The organism is Nocardioides sp. BP30, from assembly GCF_029873215.1.
Taxonomy (GTDB): domain Bacteria; phylum Actinomycetota; class Actinomycetes; order Propionibacteriales; family Nocardioidaceae; genus Nocardioides.
In genome coordinates this window covers 1,152,546-1,166,783 of record NZ_CP123620.1, presented here as the reverse complement: position 1 = coordinate 1,166,783, position 14,238 = coordinate 1,152,546, and the positions used below count along the sequence as shown (strand labels likewise).

The window sequence follows — 14,238 nt, the reverse complement described above, 5'->3', positions numbered from 1 at the left end:
CCTCATCGCTGGGCGCTGGCCACCGCGTCGGGCCGACGCAGGTAGAGCGGCTCGGGGTCCATCAGCTCGACCAGCTCCTCCCCGACCGCGTGCGCCAGCCATCCGGCACCGGGCCGGGTCGGACCGAACGCGTGCGGGAAGGCGTCGGGATAGAGCAGCGCGCCCTCCCCCGCCGTCGGCTGCTCGGTGGCCGCGTCGGCCGGCCGAACCACGATCGGGCCCTCGAGCCGGCGGCCGTCGGCCGTGTAGGTGGCCAGGTAGACCTCCTTGCGCCGGGCGTCGGTGGCGACCGTGAAGGGCACCCCGGTCGTGCCGGCCCGGGCAGCCGCCTCGACGGCGATCACGTCCAGCGAGCAGGCGGCGTACACGGGGATGTCCAGGGCGTAGGCCAGGGTGCGGGCCGTGACCAGACCGACCCGCAGGCCGGTGAAGGGGCCCGGTCCGGCGCCGACAGCGACGGCCGTGAGGTCCTGCCGGACCGCACCGGCCTGCTCCAGCGCGGCGGCGATGAGCGGGGCGAGCTGCTCGCCGTGCTTCATCGCGCGGTCGGAGGCCAGCTCGACGACGGTGCGCTCGCCGTCGTGCAGGGCGACGCTCACCTGCGGGGTGGCGGTGTCGAAGGCGAGCAGGAGCGTCATGAGATCGCCTCGAAGGAGAGCGCGTGCCAGCGGGGGCCGACGGGCGTGAGCTCGACACGCCGCGGGTCCGCGTCGCCCTCGAGCTCCTCGACGGTCAGGGCACGCACGATCCGGATCTCCAGCCGCGACTCGGCCAGGCCCTCGGCCAGCCCCTCGCCCCACTCCACCACCGTGACAGCATCCTCGAGATCGGTGTCGAGGTCGAGGTCGTCGAGCTCGGCCATCCCACCCAGCCGGTAGGCGTCCACGTGCACCAGGGAAGGCCCGTCGGCCTGCGAGGGATGCACCCGGGCGATCACGAACGTCGGCGAGGTGACCTGGCCACGCACGCCGAGGCCCTCGCCCAGTCCCTGGGTGAACGTCGTCTTGCCCGCCCCCAGGTCGCCGGTGAGCACCAGCAGGTCGCCGCGCCGCAGCTGGCCGGCCAGCGACCGGCCGAGCCCCCGCATCGTCTCGGCGTCGGGCACCTCGGTGACCAAGGTGCGCAGCGGGCGGCGCATCTCGACGTACGGCGAGCGCCGGCCGATCTCGCGGAAGCCCTGCCGCCGCCAGAACCGCATCGTGCGGGGCAGCTCCTCGCGGGCGACGACCGTCAGGTCCTCGAAGCCGGCCGACTCCGCCACGGCCGCAGCGACCATGGCGTGGGCGATGCCGTGCCCCTGCCGATCGGGCAGCACCGCGAAGCGACGCAGGAACACCGAGCGTCCGACCGGGTCCAGGATCAGCGCACCGACCGGCTCACCGGCGGCGTACGCCAGCAGGCCACCGCCCTCGGCGAGCTGGATGCCGATCGACTCGACCGTCTCGTGCAGCGCGTCGGCCGGCGGGTCGAGCGTCGGCCGGGCACCGAAGGCGGCCAGCACGATGCGCAGGACGTCGCCGGCGGCCTCCGGCCCGACGCGGCGCACCTCGACCGCTGTGCTGGCCATGCCTTCCGGGGTCCCCGCGGCGTTCGGTGCGGAGCGAGGAGGTCGTGGGGTCATGCCCGCACCGCCGCGGAGATGAGCTGGTCGAGGGCGGCGTCGACCTGACCGTGCCGCTCCAGGATGACCATGTGACCGGCGCCCTCGCACTCGATCAGCGTCGAGCCCGGGATCCGGCTGTGCAGCTTGCGACTGTGGCCGACCGAGGTGAGCTTGTCGGAGGTGCCGCAGATGATCGTGGTCGGGATCGCGCCCAGCACGCCGACCGCCTCGAACTTGTCCATGTCCCGGAAGCCGGGGAAGAACTCCGCGACGACCTGGAACGGCGTCTGGGCGATCATGGCGTCCACGAAGTCGACGTAGTGCGCGGGCACCTTGTCGCCGAAGGCGAAGGCGTCCGTCACCACGGTGGCGAAGCCGGCGCCGAGGCGGCGCACACCGTCGACGGCGCGGTGACCGCGGGCGAGCGTCCTGATCGCGCCGTCGGCCAGCCCCGCGCCGAGCTTCACCGGCACCATCGGCATCAGGACGCGGGCCGGATCCAGGCCGCCCGCGGTGGTGCTGATGAGCGAGACGCCGATGATCCGCCCACCCTGGCTCCGCGGCGCGAACAGCTCCGGGTGCTGCTCGGCCAGCGCGACGATGGTCATGCCACCCATGGAGTGTCCGACGAGCACGATCGGCCCCTCGGGGACGAAGGCGTCCATGACGTGCAGCAGGTCCCGGCCGAGCTGGTCGATGGTGGCGTTCTCGTGCGGGGAGCGTCCACTGCGGCCGTGCGAGCGCTGGTCGTAGTAGACGCTGCGTACCAGGCCGCGGAACGCGGCACGCTGGAAGTGCCAGCAGTCCAGGTTGAGCGTGTAGCCGTGCACGAAGACCAGCGTGACCTCGGAGTCGGCCTCGTCGATCTCGACGTGCAGGTCGACGCCGTCCTCGGTGATCAGGGTGCGGGCGGGGGTGTTGAGGCTGCCGAACGGCGTGGATCGACCCGCCGCCTTCCCGTTGCGGTGCACGAGGTTGCGGCGCCGACGGGTCACGTCGAGCACGCCGCCCACCGCTGCCGCACCCGCGGCCCCGGCGGCCACCGCCGCGATCTTCTTGGTCATGCTCATCGCTTCCGCTCCCCCGGGGCATCGTGCCGGTCGTCGTGCCGGTCGTCGTGCGCGTGCTGGTCGGCGACACCGTCGACGTACCGCCGGGTCAGCCGGCCGCCGACCCTCGTCACGATCTCGTAGCTGATCGTGTCGCAGACCCGGGCCCAGTCCTCGGCCGTCGGCTCGCCGCGGGTCCCCGGTCCCCACAGGAGCACCTCGTCGCCCTCCGGAGGGGTGTCGCCGTCGAGGTCGACCACGAACTGGTCCATGCAGATCGCTCCCCGGATCGGCCGGCGGCGCTTCCCGACGAGCACCTCGGCGCCGCCATCACCACCACCGGCGGCGGCGTGGCGGGAGATGCCCTCGGCGTATCCGATCGGGACCAGGCCGAGGGTGGTCGGGGCGGTGGCGGTCCAGGTGTGGCCGTAGGAGACCGAGGCACCGGCGTCGATCTGCTTGACCAGCGCCAGGTCCGCGCGCACGGTCATCGCCGGGACGAGCGCGAGGTCGTGCCGGCCGGGGGCGGGATCGAGGCCGTACGACGCCAGGCCGCAGCGGACCAGGTCGTAGCGGCTGCTGGGCCGCAGCAGCGCGGCCGCCGAGTTCGCCAGGTGCCGGACCTCGGGCTGGAGGCCGGCTGCTGCCGCAACGGCGAGCGCCTCCTCGAAGGCCGCCTCCTGCTCGGCGTTGGCCGGGTCCTCGGGGATCTCGCTGGTGGAGAAGTGCGACCAGATGCCGGTGATCCGCCAGGTGCCGTCGCGCTCGCCGGCGCGGGCCCGGGCGACCACCTCGGGCCACTGCGCCGCTGTCGCACCGCCGCGGGAGAGCCCGGTGTCGACCTTGAGCTGGACGCGGGCCGGCCGGCCGGTGGCGCCCCGCCCGGCGCGGACGGCGGCCGCGGCCACGCGCTCGAGCCCCTCGACGGTGTAGGCGGTGACGTCGACGTCCGCCGCCAGCACCGGCGCGAGATCGTCGGCGGGGACGGTGAGCCAGCACAGCAGCCGGCCGCTGTCGCCGCCCGCGCGCAACGCGAGGGCCTCATCGATGGTGGCGACGCCGAGCCACTCCGAGCCGGCCTCGCGCGCCGCGCGGGCGCTGGCGAGCATGCCGTGCCCGTAGCCGTCGGCCTTGACGACCGTCATCATCGCGACGCCGGTGCGCTCGCGCAGGGCGCGGACGTTGCGCCGGATGGCGGCGAGGTCGACGACGATCTCGGCCCGGCTCATGCGCTCAGTGTTTCATCCCCGCAGGAGGTCCCGTAGCACCGGTGGCACGTGGTGGGCGATGTCACCGGCCACGATCGGGCCGCCCTCGCTGGCCGCCTGGGCCGCCGCGCCGTGCAGCCAGGCCCCGACGCTGGCCGCGTCGAACGGCGCGAGGCCGGCCGCGAGCAGGGCACCGACGAGGCCGCCCAGGACGTCGCCGGCGCCCGCCGTGGCCAGCCACGGCGTACCGGTGGTGTTGACCCGGACCCGCCCGTCGGGCCGCGCGACCAGCGTGCGCCGTCCCTTGAGCAGCACCACGGCGCCGTACGTCGAAGCCGCGGCGCGGGCGTGCTCCAGCGGACGTGCCTCGATCTCGGCCCGCTCGACCTCCAGCATCGCTGCCAGCTCGCCCGCGTGCGGGGTGAGCACGGCGTGCTCGCCGTCGCGTGCCCCGGACTTGTCGAGGCGCTCCTGCAGGTCCGGCACAGCAAGAGCGTCCGCGTCGATCACCACCGGCACCTCGTCCGCCAGCGCCCGCTGGAGGTGATCGGCGGCGTCGGCATCGGTGCCCGAGCCGACCACCCATGCCTGGACGCGACCCTCCCCCACCACCTCGGGGTGATGCTGCTTGACCACCTCGGCCGCCGAGCCGACGTAGCGGACCATGCCGGCCAGCCCGCAGGCGGCTCCGCTGACGCTCAGCAGCGCTGCACCCGGGTAGCGCGTGCTGCCGGCCCGCACGCCGACGACGCCGCGGCTGTACTTCTGCGCCTCCGGCGTGGGCCGCGGCAGCAGGGCCGCGACGTCGGCCGCCTGCAGGCTCTCGACCGGCGCCGTGGGCAGGTCCAGTCCGATGTCGACCAGCTCCACCACCCCGCAGGCACGCGCCGCGGGATCGACCAGGTGCGCGACCTTGTGGGTGCCGAACGTGACCGTCAGCGTGGCCTCCACGTGCGGACCGCCGACCTCGCCACTGTCGACCTCGATGCCGCTCGGCACGTCGACAGCGACCACCGGGATGCCGGCCAGGCGCTTCAGGAGCGCGGCGGCGTCCGGTCGCAACGGGCCCCGGCCACCGATCCCGGTGATGCCGTCGATGACCAGATCGACGTGGCGGGGTAGTCCGGGGCGGAAATCAGGCCCAGCGGCCGCCGCGGCCTGATCTGCGCCCCGGACTACCCCGCCGCCCGCGTTCCGCAGCGCCGCCAACCCACCCGCATGAGCACGATCGCCGAGCAGCCAGGCGCTCACCTGAACGCCCCGACGGGCCAGCAGTGCCCCCGCGTGGAGGGCGTCGCCGCCGTTGTCGCCGCTACCGACCAGCAGCAGCACCCGGCGGCCGTAGCCGCCGCCGAGCAGGTCGAGGACGGCGTAGGCCAGCCCCGTGGCCGCCCGCTGCATGAGCGTCCCCTCCGGCAGCGTCGCCAGGAGCGCTGCCTCCGCCGTACGGACCTGGGCGACGGTGTGTGCTGACCTCACGTGCCCACGCTAGCGGCGCGACCCACGGCACCCGGGGCCTCAGTCCTCCAGCACCACCATGGCGGAGGCCACCCCCGCATCGTGCGACAGCGACAGGTGCACCGACCGTACGCCGGCGGCGTCGGCCGCCGCGGCGACCGTCCCCCGCAGCTCGAACCGGGGTCGGCCGGACTCCTCGCAGACGACCTCGGCATCGTGCCACTCCAGGCCCGCGGGAGCGCCGAGCGCCTTGGCGAGGGCCTCCTTGGCGGCGAACCGCGCGGCCAGCGACGAGACCGGGCGACCCAGCTCGTCACCGACGAAGAGCTTGGCCGCCAGAGCCGGCGTGCGCTGCAGCGACGCTCCGAACCGCTCGATGTCGCACACGTCGATGCCGATCCCCAGGACGCTCACGGAGCCCCGACTCGACCCGGACGCAGGCCCGACTCGACCCGGACGCAGGCCCGACTCGACCCGGACGGAGGCCTCATTCGACGGTGACCGACTTGGCCAGGTTGCGCGGCTGGTCGACGTCGTGGCCCAGCGCTGTCGCCAACTCGCAGGCGAACAGCTGCAGCGGCACCGTGGCGACCAGGGGCTGCAGCAGCACCGGGACCTTCGGCAGCGCGATGATCTCGTCGGCGTACGGCGCGATCGAGGCGTCGCCCTCCTCGACCAGACAGATGGTGCGGGCGCCGCGGGCGCGGACCTCCTGGATCCCCGAGACCATCTTGTCGTGCAGGAAGTCCCGGCCTTCGGGCGGCACGACGCAGAACACCGGGAGCCCGTCGGCTACCAGGGCGATCGGGCCGTGCTTGAGCTCACCGGCGGCGAAGCCCTCGGCGTGCCGGTAGGCGAGCTCCTTGAGCTTGAGCGCCCCCTCCAGCGCGACCGGGTAGCCGGCATGGCGGCCCAGGAAGAGGAAGGTCGGGGTGTCCAGGTACTCCAGGGCCAGTCGCTTCATCGTCGCCGCCGAGCTCTCCAGCACGGCAGCGATCTGGGCCGGCGCCTCCTCCAGCTGCTCGACCACGGCGGTGATCTCCTCGCCGTAGCGGGTGCCCTTGACCTGCGCCAGGTAGAGCGCCAGCAGGTAGCAGGCGACCAGCTGGGTCAGGAAGCCCTTGGTCGAGGCGACGGCGATCTCCGGGCCGGCATGGGTGTAGATCACCGCGTCGGACTCGCGCGGGATGGTCGAGCCGTTGGTGTTGCAGATCGCCAGCACCTTCGAGCGCTGGGTGCGCGCGTGCCGGATCGCCTGCAGCGTGTCGGCCGTCTCCCCCGACTGCGAGATCGCCACCACCAGGGTGGAGTGGTCGAGGATCGGGTCTCGGTAGCGGAACTCCGAGGAGAGCTCGACCTCGACGGCGATGCGGCACCAGTGCTCGATCGCGTACTTGGCGACCAGGCCGGCGTACGACGACGTGCCGGCGGCGATGATGATGATCTTGGTGATCCCGCGCAGCTCGTCGTCGGAGAGCCGCATCTCATCGAGCTGGAGCTGCCCCTCGGCGTCGCGCCGGCCCAGCAGGGCATCCGCGACGGCACGCGGCTGCTCATGGATCTCCTTGCGCATGTACCAGTCGTAGCCGTCCTTCTGCGCGGCCGAGAGGTCCCAGTCGACGTGGTAGCGCCGGCCCTCGCCCGGCGAGCCGTCGAAGCCGCTGACGCTGACCCCGTCGCGGGTGATGGTGACGACCTGGTCCTGGTCGAGCTCCATCGCCTCGGTGGTGTGCTCGATGAAGGCGGCCACGTCGGAGCCGAGGAAGTTCTCGCCCTCGCCCAGGCCGACCACCAGCGGGCTGTTGCGGCGCGCGCCGACGATGCGGTCGGGGTCGTGCGCGTCGATGGCGACGAAGGTGAAGGCGCCCTCCAGTCGCCCGCAGACGCGCTGCATGGCCTCGGTCAGGTCGGCGCCGAGGTCCAGCTCGACCTCCAGCAGGTGCGCGGCGACCTCGGTGTCGGTCTGGGAGAGCAGCTCGTGACCGGCGGCCTCCAGCTCGGCACGCAGCTCGGCGAAGTTCTCGATGATGCCGTTGTGCACGACCGCGAGCCGGCCGCTGCGACCCAGATGCGGGTGCGCGTTGGCGTCGGTCGGGCCGCCATGGGTGGCCCAGCGGGTGTGGCCGATGCCGATGGTCGTCTCGGGGAGCGGCTCCTCGCCGATCAGCTTCTCCAGATTGGCCAGCTTGCCGGACCTCTTGCGTACGGCGAGGCGCTCGGTGTCGGCGTCGAGCAGCGCGATCCCGGCGGAGTCGTAGCCCCGATACTCCATCCGGCGCAGGCCCTCGACGACGACGTCTTGAGCAGAGCGCTTGCCGACGTAACCCACGATCCCGCACATGGACGCCGAGTCTACCGTCGTGGACCCCACGGCGTGGCCCACCTCGCAGGCTGCCAGAATCGAGGCATGTCGAGGACAGGGTCCACCCCGCGCCCCGCACCCGGGTCGACCACCGAGGACCACGGCGACGCCGATCAGCCTGCCGACCAGCCTGCCGCTCACCCTGCCGATCAGCACGCGGACCACCCCGCCGATCATCACCACGGGCACCACGGCACGCAGGAGTCCTCGCCGTACCTCGAGGTGGACCGTGCGACCTGGGCCACCCTCGCCGCGGAGACGCCGAACCCGCTCTCGGCCGAGGAGATCGCCCGACTGCAGGGCCTCGGCGACTCCATCGACCTGCACGAGGTGCAGGAGGTCTACCTGCCGCTGTCGCGGCTGCTGAGCCTGCGGGTCGAGGCGGCCGGGCGGCTGCACCGCGAGCAGGAGGAGTTCCTCCACCGCGAGATCCCGGCCCGCACGCCGTTCGTGATCGGGCTGGCCGGCTCGGTCGCGGTCGGCAAGTCCACGACCGCCCGCGTGCTGCAGCAGATGCTGGCGCACTGGCCCGAGCACCCCAACGTCGCGCTGGTCACCACCGACGGCTTCCTCTACCCGAACGCGGAGCTGGAGCGCCGCGGACTGATGCAGCGCAAGGGCTTCCCGGAGTCCTACGATCGGCGCGCGCTGCTGAAGTTCGTCGTCGACATCAAGTCGGGCAAGGAGGAGGTCGAGGCGCCGATCTACTCCCACCTGGTCTACGACGTCGTCCCGGACGAGCGGATCGTGGTCAAGCGGCCCGACATCGTGATCGTCGAGGGTCTCAACGTGCTGCAGCCCGCTCGCGCCCGCGAGGACGGCCGGACCGGCCTCGGCCTCTCGGACTTCTTCGACTTCTCCGTCTACGTCGACGCCGGCACCAGCTGCATCAAGGAGTGGTACGTCGAGCGCTTCCTGCGGCTGCGCGAGACGGCGTTCCGCGATCCCTCCTCCTACTTCGCCAAGTACGCCTCGCTCACCCGCGACGAGGCCGTTGCCGAAGCCTCCCGGATCTGGGACACGATCAACGGCCCGAACCTGCTGGAGAACGTGCTGCCGACCCGGTCGCGCGCCACGCTGGTGCTGCGCAAGGACCGCGACCACTCGGTGCGCTACGTGCGCTTGCGCAAGCTCTGACTCGCTGCGACCAGGCCGGCCAGAAGCCGCCCGGCGCTGGCCGCCTCGATCAGCTGGTCGGTGCCGTCCGGCGGTTCGAGCAGTCCGAGGTCTCCGCGCACCTCGCGACCCGCGAGAGCGGCCCGCAGCTCCTCGGCTCTCGCGCGCGCCCACTGCGCCACCTCCTGCGGTACGGCGCGCGTCGGTTCGGGCGACTCCCCGTCCAGCCAGGCCAGCGCCGAGCCGGCGACCTCCGGGCGCAGCGTGACGACCTGTCGCAACACGGCCAACTCCTCGTACGGGCGCACCGTGCCCGCCCGGATCTCGACCGGGCCCGCCGGCGGAAGCTCGATCCGGACGGCGGACAGCACGTCGGTCAGCTCGACGGCGTCGCCGGCGGCGAGCCGCTCCTGCCACGCGGCCAGCGCCTGATCCAGCGGCGGCACCACAGTGACGCGAGGCGCCTCGGCGCTCGGGCCGCGCCGCCACCACCGGCGCGACGACGGGGGCGGCGCCGCACCGGCGTCCCGATCCACCGCGGGCGCGGCGGGCGATGCTGCTGCCCGCGGGGCGGCGAGGACGACCGCGTCGTCGCCCAGCGAGGGCGCGTCCCGCAGCGCACCGCGCTCCACGACCGATGTCGCCGCGGCGACGACCTTGGCCGCTCCGAGCAGGAGCGGTCCCTCAGAGCTGGGGTCGGCGGCGGTCCCTCTCCCCTCGCCGACGGCCTGCCCGTTCCGCGGCGGCAGCAGCCAGTCGAGCTCTCCGACCACCCGCACCCCGAGCGAGTGGAGGTCGGCCCAGTGCTGCCGGGTCAGCTCCTCGACCTGCCCGTAGCGCGCGGGAGAGACCCGCGGCTTGCCCTCCGCCGGATCGGTCGGGAACGGCTTCAGCGCCACCTTGAGCCCGAAGCGGACGTAGTGCCGCAGCGCCGTGTCGCTCCAGCCGCGCTCGTTGAAGGCGAGGTTGAGGTGCCGCACCATCTCAGCCTCGGCCCACGACAGCGAGCGGTTCCGGTAGCGCGGGTCGTCGCCCACCCGGAGGAAGCCCTCGGGCAGACCCACCAGGCGCTCCATCACGCGCAGAAGCCAGCCCTGGTCCCGCTCGTTGACCACCACCACCGTGACCCGCTCGGGACCGACGACCTCCGCCCACCTGCGGGTGATGGTGGCGAAGCCGAACCGCTCCCAGAACTGGCCCTCGGGAGCATTCAGCGGTCGCCCGACGTACCGCTGCCAGTGCCGGTCGTAGCCGTCGACGATGCGCTGCTGCCACAGCGACGGGAGCAGGGTGTCGTAGCGGCGGATCATCCGGACGATCTGCACGCGCTCGGGGCCGAGGTCGTCGCGCAGCCGCGCGATCCGGTCGGGCTCGGCGCGACTGAACGATTCCGAGCTGATCAACACCCGATCCTCGCCGTACCGCTCGATCTCCCGGACCAGGCGCGGCCACGCCTCCGGATCGACCGCGCCGGTGCCACGGTGGCCGGCCGTCCCCGTCAGCGCGAGGGCGGGGCGGTAGACCTGCCACTGATCACCGGGATAGTGCACGCCGTACTCGCCGAGCCGGGCGCGGGCGTCGGCGAAGGCGCCCTGGATGGCGGTGGTACCGGTCTTGTGGGGCCCGATGTGGACGATCCGGCTGCCCTCGGGCAGCAGCAGGTCGTCGGTCCCGGACATGGCCACGACCCTAGCGTCCGGCAGAGGGCCGCGCCGCGTGCGGCCTCCTGCCGAGGTGGCCCTTCGGTGCGGCTCAGTTGCTCTTGTGCCGCATCAACACGGCGGCCGACGGCAAGGTCTGCGTCACCCGGCAGCTGCCGGACACGCTGCAGCGCACAATCGCCTGGGCGCGATAGGCACCGTCGCCGTCCTCATCGACCGTCACCTCGTCGCCGGCAGCGTGCACGAGCAGGGTGTCGTCGCTCTCCCACACCGGCTCCACGTCGGTGTCGTAGCCGAAGTGCCCCGAGAAGGTGTGCTCGATCCGGCCCGTGCGCGCGTGGCGCACTCGAAGCTCGCCCGCCATGGCCCAGGGAGCGTCCTGGTCGGCCGGGGCGATCTCGGAGATAGTGACCACCCGCTTGTCATCGGGCGAGAAGGACAGCACGTATTCGCCCGGGTCGGTGGTCCAGAGCCGCTTGCGCTGATGAGGCCGCAGATGCGCGTCGGCCATGGTGCGGACCTGGTCCTGGTCGCCGATCCGCGCCACGAACCGCTTCGCGCCGATGCTGGCCGGCGGAGTGATCGCGACATCGTCCGTGGCGGCCGCACGGTCCAGGCCCAGGGTACGGACGGCCTTGAGTGGATGGCCGGTGACCTGCCACGTCGACTCGCCTCCGGCCTCGTGCACCACGACGCGCCCTCGTCCGGCCGCCATCACTCCCGCCCCCCTGGAGAAGCCGTGTGCGGCGATGATGTGGCCATCACTGACGCGCATCACACGGACATGCTGGCGTCGCGTGACTCCGGTACCGTAAGGGTCGCTGCTCAACACGACCCAGCGCCCGTCGCTGGACGCCACGTCGGCGCCGTACGCAGAGTTCTTGGCCAGAACCCGCTTCCTGCCCCCGTAGCTGACGAATACCAGCGTGTAGTGATCGCCGTTCACGACGCTCTCGACGACGTACCCTCCCTTGACGTGCAGCAGCGCCGACGGGCTCGTGCCGCCCAGCTCCGTCTTGAGGCCGTTGGCGGGCTGGAGCAGCGTCGTGCCGCGCATCCAGGCGACCATCGGCTTGCCCCCGCTCGGCAGAGCGGCGGGGTCGACGCTGGTGGCGGGCGTGTCCGCTCGGGCCGTCGGGATCTGGCCGGAGGCGATCCCGGCCACGAGGCCGGAGACGAAGACGGCCGCGGCGACAGGTCGCAGCCAGGTCCGAGACAGGTTCATGGGTGCACCCTAAACCGGTCCCCCCAACCACGTGGCACCTTGGGGAAAGCTCTGCGGGTCGGTCCTTATGGAGCGGACGATCTCCTCGGCCGTGGCGGCGGACAGATCACCGGGCTGGCCGACGTCGCGCACCAGCACGAGCACCACCAGCCCGGCCCGGGTCGAGCGCCCGACCAGCGTCAGGTGAGCGGTCGTGGGCGCACAGGGCCCCGCCGGGACGGGTACGTCGACGTCCACGCGCGAGCCGACCCGCCCGCTGATGCCGTAGGCGCGCCCGGAGATGGCGTTCGTCCAGGTCGCCAGCTCATGCCCGAGCACCTGCGGGACGCTGCCGCCGGCCGGGGGCAGGATGCCGACGAAGGCGCGGCTGCTGCTCTGCGAGGAGGGGCAGAAGCCGGCGTCGAGCACGGCCGGGGAACGCACCACCGCGTCAGCGGAGTACCTGATCGCCGACGACGGCGGCTCCCGCTGCCAGCGCGACGCCGGGACCGCGACCTCGACGCCGTACGCATGCAGCCACTGCCGCGCCGCGGACGCCGGCGGGGAGGACCGGACGGTGATCGCCAGCGTCGCGCTCGCCATGACCGCGAGCACGGCGAGGACGCCGAGTACCCAGGCGATGCGCCGCATCCGACCCCCCGATCGTTCGACGGCATCCCGGCGCGGGGCCGGGTGACTAACCGAGCGACAGCCTACGGCGGACCACGCCCGCCAGCCGGTCGGCGACATCGTGGGCACGCTGCTGCGTCTCCGCCTCGACCATCACCCGTACCAGCGGCTCGGTGCCCGAGGCGCGCAGCAGGATCCTGCCCGCGTCGCCGAGGTCCCGCTCCTCCGCCGCCACGGCCGCGACGAGCTCGGCGTCGTCGGTGCGCGACTTGTCCACGCCCGGAACGTTGATCAGCACCTGCGGGAACCGGGTCATCACGCTCGCCAGCTCGGCGAGTGAGCGACCGGTCTCGATCATCCGCTGCAGCACCTGCAGCGCCGTCAGGGTGCCGTCGCCGGTGGTGGCGTGCTCGGAGAGGATGATGTGGCCGGACTGCTCGCCGCCCAGCCCGAAGCCGCCGGCGCGCATCTCCTCGCACACGTAGCGGTCGCCGACGGCCGTCTGCCGCACCGCGATGCCGCGCTGCTGCATGGCGCGCAGGAAGCCCAGGTTGCTCATCACGGTGACGACGACGGTGTCGTGCGGCAGCCTGCCCTGCTCCTGGAGCGCCTCGGCCATGATCGCGATCAGCTGGTCGCCGTCGACGATCGCGCCCCGGTGATCGACGCCGATGCAGCGGTCCGCGTCGCCGTCGAAGGCGAAGCCGCAGTCGGCGCCGTGCTCCACGACCGCGCGCTGCAGCGCCTCGACGTGGGTGGCGCCGGAGCCGTCGTTGATGTCGAGGCCGGTCGGGGTGTGGTGGATGGCGATCACCTTCGCCCCGGCGTTCTCGAACGCCAGCGGCGCCGACGTCGAGGCCGCGCCCTGGGCGCAGTCGATGACCACCGTGAGGCCCGCGAGCGGCTTGGTGAGGGTGCCGTCGAGGTGGGCGGCGTACTCGGCGACCGCCGTGGGGTGTTGCCGGATCCGGCCGACGTCGGCGCCGGTGGGGCGGTCGTCCTGCCGGCCGAGCAGCGCCTGGATCTCGTCCTCGAGGGCATCGTCGAGCTTGACCCCGCCACGCTGGAGGAACTTGATGCCGTTGTCGGGCATGGGGTTGTGCGACGCGGTGATGACGACACCGAGGTCGGCGTCCATCGCGTCGGTGAGGTGCGCGATCCCGGGCGTGGGGATCACGCCCAGGTCGACCACGTCGACGCCGGCGGAGGCCAGGCCGGCCATCACGGCGGACTGGAGGAACTCGCCGGAGATGCGGGTGTCCCGACCGACCACCGCCATCGGGCGGCCCGGCCGCTGGGACTGGTACTCGCGGTGGTTGAGCAGGACCCGGGCCGCAGAAAAGGAGAGGTCCAGGGCCAGCGAGGCGGTGAGGAGCTCACCGTTCGCCAGGCCCCGGACCCCGTCCGTGCCGAAGAGGCGTGCCATAGAGGCAGGGTGCCGGATCAGCGCTTGCTGAACTGCGACGCCTTGCGGGCCTTCTTCAGACCAGCCTTCTTGCGCTCGACGACGCGGGCGTCGCGGGTGAGCAGGCCGGCCTTCTTCAGGACCGGGCGGTTCGTCTCGACGTCGACGTCGTTGAGCGAGCGGGCCACGCCGAGGCGCAGCGCGCCGGCCTGGCCGGCGATGCCGCCACCGTGGATGCGTGCGATGACGTCGAAGCGACCCTCGAGCTGCAGGGCGGTGAAGGGCTCGCTGGCGATCTGGCGGTGCAGCGCGTTCGGGAAGTAGTCCTCGAACGAGCGGCCGTTGATGGTCCAGTTGCCGGTGCCCGGCACGATGCGGACGCGGGCGACGGCCTCCTTGCGACGACCCGTGGCGCGGGCCGGGGCGATGGTGGCCGGCCGGGCCGGGGTCTCGAGCGAAGCGTCGGACTCGGAGGTGTACGCAACGCCCTCGGCGTTGGTCTCGAAGGTCTCCTCGACCTCGGTGGTGTTCTCAGTCATGTC

The 14,238-nt window shown here is 72.9% G+C and carries 13 protein-coding genes; 1 reads left to right on the top strand and 12 read right to left on the bottom strand.

The features are described from left to right. Positions 1–2: 2 nt before the first annotated feature. The 7 genes from tsaB to glmS all read right to left on the bottom strand — a co-directional run bounded on the left by tsaB (position 3) and on the right by glmS (position 7,659). Complete coding sequence (gene tsaB, locus P5P86_RS05460) at positions 3–638, bottom strand: tRNA (adenosine(37)-N6)-threonylcarbamoyltransferase complex dimerization subunit type 1 TsaB (RefSeq protein ID WP_280610282.1); 636 nt, start codon at positions 636–638, stop codon at positions 3–5. Further along, positions 635–1,567, bottom strand: a complete 933-nt coding sequence (gene tsaE, locus P5P86_RS05455; protein WP_280610281.1) for a tRNA (adenosine(37)-N6)-threonylcarbamoyltransferase complex ATPase subunit type 1 TsaE — start codon at positions 1,565–1,567, stop codon at positions 635–637. Before tsaE ends, tsaB begins: the two co-directional genes overlap by 4 nt. Before the next feature lie 50 nt (positions 1,568–1,617). Continuing rightward, positions 1,618–2,667, bottom strand: coding sequence for an alpha/beta fold hydrolase (locus tag P5P86_RS05450; protein WP_280610280.1), 1,050 nt, complete (start codon positions 2,665–2,667; stop codon positions 1,618–1,620). Positions 2,668–2,669: 2 nt separating this feature from the next. Beyond that, positions 2,670–3,881 carry an alanine racemase gene (gene alr, locus P5P86_RS05445; RefSeq protein ID WP_280610279.1) on the bottom strand — a complete coding sequence of 404 codons (1,212 nt, stop codon included), beginning with the start codon at positions 3,879–3,881 and terminating at the stop codon, positions 2,670–2,672. A 12-nt stretch (positions 3,882–3,893) separates the two neighbouring features. Then, the gene (locus P5P86_RS05440; protein WP_280610278.1) at positions 3,894–5,339 is read right to left on the bottom strand and encodes an NAD(P)H-hydrate dehydratase; all 1,446 of its coding nucleotides are present in this window, start codon (positions 5,337–5,339) and stop codon (positions 3,894–3,896) included. Positions 5,340–5,378: 39 nt separating this feature from the next. Beyond that, positions 5,379–5,732 (bottom strand): holo-ACP synthase, encoded by a 354-nt coding sequence (locus P5P86_RS05435; RefSeq protein WP_280610277.1) that lies wholly within the window; start codon positions 5,730–5,732, stop codon positions 5,379–5,381. A 73-nt stretch (positions 5,733–5,805) separates the two neighbouring features. Continuing rightward, positions 5,806–7,659, bottom strand: coding sequence for a glutamine--fructose-6-phosphate transaminase (isomerizing) (gene glmS, locus P5P86_RS05430; RefSeq protein WP_280610276.1), 1,854 nt, complete (start codon positions 7,657–7,659; stop codon positions 5,806–5,808). A 66-nt stretch (positions 7,660–7,725) separates the two neighbouring features. Here glmS and coaA point away from each other — a divergent pair, with 66 nt between their 5' ends. Next, positions 7,726–8,817 (top strand): type I pantothenate kinase, encoded by a 1,092-nt coding sequence (gene coaA, locus P5P86_RS05425; protein ID WP_280610275.1) that lies wholly within the window; start codon positions 7,726–7,728, stop codon positions 8,815–8,817. Here coaA and P5P86_RS05420 read toward each other — a convergent pair. The 5 genes from P5P86_RS05420 to rpsI form a co-directional block, all read right to left on the bottom strand. Further along, entirely contained in the window at positions 8,793–10,475 is a 1,683-nt protein-coding gene (locus P5P86_RS05420; protein ID WP_280610274.1) for a hypothetical protein, read from the bottom strand. The genes coaA and P5P86_RS05420 overlap by 25 nt on opposite strands. A gap of 73 nt (positions 10,476–10,548) precedes the next feature. Further along, positions 10,549–11,682, bottom strand: coding sequence for a hypothetical protein (locus P5P86_RS05415; RefSeq protein ID WP_280610273.1), 1,134 nt, complete (start codon positions 11,680–11,682; stop codon positions 10,549–10,551). Between the two features lie 9 nt (positions 11,683–11,691). Then, complete coding sequence (locus P5P86_RS05410; protein WP_280610271.1) at positions 11,692–12,312, bottom strand: DUF8017 domain-containing protein; 621 nt, start codon at positions 12,310–12,312, stop codon at positions 11,692–11,694. 46 nt (positions 12,313–12,358) lie between these two features. Then, positions 12,359–13,717, bottom strand: a complete 1,359-nt coding sequence (gene glmM, locus P5P86_RS05405) for a phosphoglucosamine mutase (protein ID WP_280610270.1) — start codon at positions 13,715–13,717, stop codon at positions 12,359–12,361. A 17-nt stretch (positions 13,718–13,734) separates the two neighbouring features. Then, on the bottom strand, positions 13,735–14,235 hold the full coding sequence (rpsI, locus tag P5P86_RS05400; RefSeq protein ID WP_280610269.1) for a 30S ribosomal protein S9: 501 nt from the start codon (positions 14,233–14,235) through the stop codon (positions 13,735–13,737). Between the last annotated feature and the right edge of the window lie 3 nt (positions 14,236–14,238).

Bases quoted from the DNA above. Each gene is read 5' to 3' on its own strand.
- glmS (WP_280610276.1), bottom strand. From the start codon at position 7,659: ATGTGCGGGATCGTGGGTTACGTCGGCAAGCGCTCTGCTCAAGACGTC.
- P5P86_RS05420 (WP_280610274.1), bottom strand. From the start codon at position 10,475: ATGTCCGGGACCGACGACCTGCTGCTGCCCGAGGGCAGCCGGATCGTC.
- tsaE (WP_280610281.1), bottom strand. From the start codon at position 1,567: ATGGCCAGCACAGCGGTCGAGGTGCGCCGCGTCGGGCCGGAGGCCGCC.
- P5P86_RS05410 (WP_280610271.1), bottom strand. From the start codon at position 12,312: ATGCGGCGCATCGCCTGGGTACTCGGCGTCCTCGCCGTGCTCGCGGTC.
- rpsI (WP_280610269.1), bottom strand. From the start codon at position 14,235: ATGACTGAGAACACCACCGAGGTCGAGGAGACCTTCGAGACCAACGCC.
- alr (WP_280610279.1), bottom strand. From the start codon at position 3,881: ATGAGCCGGGCCGAGATCGTCGTCGACCTCGCCGCCATCCGGCGCAAC.
- P5P86_RS05450 (WP_280610280.1), bottom strand. From the start codon at position 2,667: ATGACCAAGAAGATCGCGGCGGTGGCCGCCGGGGCCGCGGGTGCGGCA.
- tsaB (WP_280610282.1), bottom strand. From the start codon at position 638: ATGACGCTCCTGCTCGCCTTCGACACCGCCACCCCGCAGGTGAGCGTC.
- coaA (WP_280610275.1), top strand. From the start codon at position 7,726: ATGTCGAGGACAGGGTCCACCCCGCGCCCCGCACCCGGGTCGACCACC.
- P5P86_RS05415 (WP_280610273.1), bottom strand. From the start codon at position 11,682: ATGAACCTGTCTCGGACCTGGCTGCGACCTGTCGCCGCGGCCGTCTTC.
- glmM (WP_280610270.1), bottom strand. From the start codon at position 13,717: ATGGCACGCCTCTTCGGCACGGACGGGGTCCGGGGCCTGGCGAACGGT.